This is a genomic window from Flavobacterium sp., assembly GCF_049240005.1.
In the GTDB taxonomy this organism is placed as follows: Bacteria; Bacteroidota; Bacteroidia; order Flavobacteriales; family Flavobacteriaceae; genus Flavobacterium.
Genome location: NZ_JBMLTK010000036.1, coordinates 20306 through 24598, shown reverse-complemented (window position 1 = coordinate 24598; position 4293 = coordinate 20306). Strand labels below are relative to the sequence as shown.

General features: G+C 35.5%; 4 protein-coding genes. 1 reads left to right on the top strand and 3 read right to left on the bottom strand.

The genetic code is table 11. The annotated features are described in order from the left end of the window. Window positions 1–869, bottom strand: an 869-nt coding sequence (locus tag ACOVQQ_RS03795; RefSeq protein WP_421817012.1) for a PDDEXK nuclease domain-containing protein, incomplete at its 3' end; no start/stop codon positions are given. A gap of 352 nt (window positions 870–1221) precedes the next feature. On the opposite strand from ACOVQQ_RS03795, the gene ACOVQQ_RS03790 reads away from it, so the two are divergent. Then, entirely contained in the window at window positions 1222–1356 is a 135-nt protein-coding gene (locus tag ACOVQQ_RS03790) for a hypothetical protein (RefSeq protein WP_421817011.1), read from the top strand. A 158-nt stretch (window positions 1357–1514) separates the two neighbouring features. On the opposite strand, the gene ACOVQQ_RS03785 is transcribed toward ACOVQQ_RS03790, so the two are convergent. Continuing rightward, entirely contained in the window at window positions 1515–2369 is an 855-nt protein-coding gene (locus ACOVQQ_RS03785) for a hypothetical protein (protein WP_421817010.1), read from the bottom strand. A gap of 192 nt (window positions 2370–2561) precedes the next feature. Next, window positions 2562–3467, bottom strand: coding sequence for a hypothetical protein (locus tag ACOVQQ_RS03780; RefSeq protein ID WP_421817009.1), 906 nt, complete (start codon window positions 3465–3467; stop codon window positions 2562–2564). Between the last annotated feature and the right edge of the window lie 826 nt (window positions 3468–4293).

The following is a 4293-nucleotide window of genomic DNA, read 5'->3' as shown; positions in this document are numbered from 1 at the left end:
AAAGCATATTCTACAACTTCACTGTCTTTGTCCTTGCATAGCAAAACTCCAATGCTAGGATTCTCATTTGACTTTTTAACGTCTCTGTCTAATGCTTCCAAGTAAAAGTTTAGCTGCCCCAAGTGGTCGGGTTTGAATTTGTCAGTTTTAAGTTCAAAAGCTACTAAACATTGTAGTCCACGGTGATAGAAAAGCAGGTCAATGTAAAAGTCGCTGTTACCTACTTGCAACTTATACTCTTCTCCAATGAACAAAAAGTCCTTCCCGAGTTCAAGAACAAAATTTTTCATTTGTCTTACAAGTCCACGCTGTAAATCGCTTTCACTGTGTCGGTCAGGTAAGTTTAGAAATTCAAATACATAGCTGTCTTTGAATGTGTTAGATAGGTCGTTGTTACTTTCTCTCACCGCTGGTGAGAGTTTTGAATTGCCTATCATTGACCGCTCGAAAAAGCTTGCAGATATTTGTCGGTCAAGTTCACGTTTACTATAGCTTTCTCGTTTTACGAGTTTTAGGTAAAATTCCATTTCTTCAATAGTTTTACACCTTGAAAATATCAGAAGATTGTTTGTCCAGCTAATTTCTCTCACCAGTGGTGAGAGTTTTGGGAAGTCTTTGTAAGTCTCGTAAAACTGTCGCATTCTCCAAATGTTTTTATCGGAGAAGCCTTTTATATCAGGTTCGTGTGTTTGAATGAAACTGGCTAGTTCTGTTACGACAGAGTCACCCCATTCTGATTGTTCAATTTTCGTGCTTATATACCCTCCAATATTCCAATATAGATTTATCAGTTCGGCGTTTACGGCTTTAATAGCATCAGTCCGAGACTGTTTAATTAACTGAATTATATCCGTAAAGCGATTGTCCATTATTTGTTTCTATATGTTACAAATTTAATTTTTTTCAGCCGTGTTTCTCCTTTGGAACCGGTTTTTGCTAGAAACGATAACATTTTTTGACTGGATTAATGTAGCGATTTTCACTACACATGTTCATGCGGAGAGCCAATTTTGATTAACCAAAAATGAGTTTACGAAGAACTGAACCGACACTCTTGCCGAACTGCTGTGCCTGTTGCACAACGTAATAAAACACATAAATCCGCGTAACCGATAGCTATCGGTTTTGCAGTAATTTTCGTCTGTTTAGTCATGCAAAGAAAAGAGAATTTTCAGCCACAATTGTTTACCTCGGTTAACTTGATTGATCTTTTTTAAACTGATGTCGAGTTTAACCTATAACCTAAAGAATTACCTCAAATTCATCACCCGTAAACCCATATTGCAAGCCGAAGTTGTTGCTACGATAAAAGGAAAAGTACAAACAAGTCTAAAAACCACTTTTTATCGCTTTTAAAGAGCTTTTCTAACCCGTCTAAAATTTGCCAATTGCAACTTGAACTAAAAAATAAGCCGCTCTAAAATCGCTTCTAAAGAAGTCTTTTTCTGTTCAGATTTATGCTTTTTATTTTTTAAAAGAGGTTGTGCAACAGCTACTGCTGTTAGCAAACGTTTTTATTTATTCAGACATTTTAGGTATTCTCTAATTTTCTTCGCAGAGTCTTTGTCTACTGTGCCATCATAAATATAAACTCTCGTGTCAGTTATACTTTTTTCAGTTAGTAATTTTATATCTGCTTGTGTCAATTGAATAAAGGCACTATAAATATAACCACTACCACTGCTTACTTTTGTATCTATGCTAGCTTCGGCTTTTGTAAATTTTGTACCATCTTCAAAAAGAATATTTAAGCCTTTCTTTCCAACGTTTAATGTACTTCCGTTAACACGAACACTTAAATATATAGTTGTTTTCCCCTTTTCTATCGTTTTCATAAAGCTTATACCATTTTCATATGGAGTGAAAAAAGTTTCTTTATCTTCAAACTTATCTTTTTGATGTTCAATTTTTGAACAGAAAAAATCAGTTGGATAATCTAATCCGCCAACTACTTCAAGTTCAAAACTATGTTCATATTTTGGGTCATATTTGTAGAAAATTTTACCAACTTCTGAATTTTCTATCTCAATTGCATATTCTTTACCACTAAATGAATATTTAGGAACAATTTCAAATATCTCCAAAACTTTAAATTCTTTTCCAACAAGTTTAGAATAATCAGATATTACAGAATAACTTGGTCCTGTTGCAAATGGTTTATTCTTTTTATCATCTTTAGTAAATTGCTTTTTCCCTTTATCAAATTCAAGATAAAAATTCTTGTAAGCATATATCTGTAAAGTTTCTGATACTTCTTTAGGCTTTACTATTTTGTTTAGTAATAATTCAGGATTATTTTCAGGAAAACTTTGGCTGAAAATATTAAGAAACGTTAGGCAAAAAATACAAGAGAAAATAATTTTTTTCATAATTGTCAAATTTAAAATTGTTTGTTTATCGTGATTTTCGGTTAAAATGTTTTCTAACGTTTCGCAGCAACCCGAAGTTCGGGATTTTTACCACAAAACTTGATTTGAAAAACTAAAGTTTGTTTAACCAAAAAACTGTCTTTGGAACACGAAACCCCGCCTTTTGGGTAGGTGCTGTTAGCACCAGTAAATTTAATTTCCATTTGGATTTGCAAGTCTCTTAATTTTCGATTCGACTCCAATTAGTTTTGTCGGGTCTGGAAACAAGTTTGAAACATTTTCAGGAGCGACTAATGCTGGGTGTATTTCTGCACCTCTACCTATGAGGTCTGCGAAAGTGGTTATTGAATTTTTAATTCTTTCGATATTTTCAGGTGCATTTTCTTTGAAATGTTCTGAATTTATATGCTCAGCTTCAGCTTGAATCATTATTTCGGTCTCTGCTTTTTGTGCAGCGAGTATGTCTTCTAAACTGTCATTCTTAACCTTTAAACCACGAACCTGTTGAGCCAATAATTGACCTTCAAGTATTTTTTTATAAATAACTGCGGAAGCCCAAACTAAACTTGCAATAACAGTAACTGCAGTTGTACCAACTAATACATTTAGCCATATAGAGCCATTCTCAACGCTCACTATTTTCGTTTGTCCTTTTATTTCGTCATTAAATATAACTTGCGAAAGTCCAACATGGATTTCACGGCTAACCTTTGATAGTTCGTCAAAATCATTAATTGGAGGTAACTTAATATTTATGGAATCAACATTTTCTTCAGGCACGGTCTTAAGTAATACATTTAGAAAATTAGTTGTAAGTGTCTTCAATAATGTAAGATTTGAAATAATTTCCCGCCCTTCTGATACTTGTACTTGCATTGTGTCGTTTGCGGTGGTATATATTACTGAATTTTTCAGCGAATTTGAGATTGAGTCAAAAAGGTTTAATGTTGAGATGTCGTTCACAACCGTTCTGATTCCTACTAAACCAGTTATTTCAGTAGTAACTGCATTCCCTTGTCCTACGATTCTTGAAGTCCATTCAAGGCGTTTCAAAATGTCTTGAAGTTGCAGTTTAATTTGTTTTAATGATGTCTCCATATGTTCTATTTTGTCGTTTATTTATTGGTGCTAACTTGACAATTGGCGAAGTTCTCGCAACTTTCTCAATTTTCAAAAACAAGCTTAAATTATATAATAACAGCACCTTGTGTCAAAAAAATTATGCGTATTTTTTATATGTTAAATTGGACACTTGTTTCGCTTTTGGTTACGTTGCTAATTAAGGTGTTTTTCTCCTCCCAAAACTACCTACTTATAGGTATTTTTTCACGAATTTTTGGTAACGTTTGCCCTAGCCCGGATGGCAGCGGCAGCCCGTAAGAAAAATACGGCTACGTGAAGCGGTAGGTGCGGGCGACCCAAGAAGCCCAATACCTGCCAACTGAACAAACCGTATTTTTTGCGGACTATAGCGAACAGCCGGAAGGAGCTGGAAAAAATTTCGAGATTGAAAGATTAAAAGATTAAAAGATTAAAAGATTTAAAGATTTAAAGATTGGCCTTCGACAAGCTGCCTTCGACAAGCTCAGGCGCCGAACTACGATACGTGGTTAAGTTGGGCAAAACGACACGTTAAATGGTGAAAATCAACCCCGATAGCTATCGGGACTAGCTTCTAAAACAGCCTTCGACAAGCTCAGGCACCGTCGATACGTGGGTTCAGCTGGGCAAAACGATACGTTAAATGGCGAAATCATCAATCCCGATAGCTATCGGGACTAGCTTCTAAAACAGCCTTCGACAAGCTCAGGCACCGTCGATACGTGGGTTCAGCTGGGCAAAACGACACGTTAAATGGTGAAAATCAACCCCGATAGCTATCGGGACTAGCTTCTAAAACAGCCTTCGACAAGCTCAGGCACCG

What these genes read in the sequence shown, in the direction of transcription:
- ACOVQQ_RS03790 (WP_421817011.1), top strand. Translation starts at nt 1,222, where the DNA reads ATGTCGAGTTTAACCTATAACCTAAAGAATTACCTCAAATTCATCACC.
- ACOVQQ_RS03785 (WP_421817010.1), bottom strand. Translation starts at nt 2,369, where the DNA reads ATGAAAAAAATTATTTTCTCTTGTATTTTTTGCCTAACGTTTCTTAAT.
- ACOVQQ_RS03780 (WP_421817009.1), bottom strand. Translation starts at nt 3,467, where the DNA reads ATGGAGACATCATTAAAACAAATTAAACTGCAACTTCAAGACATTTTG.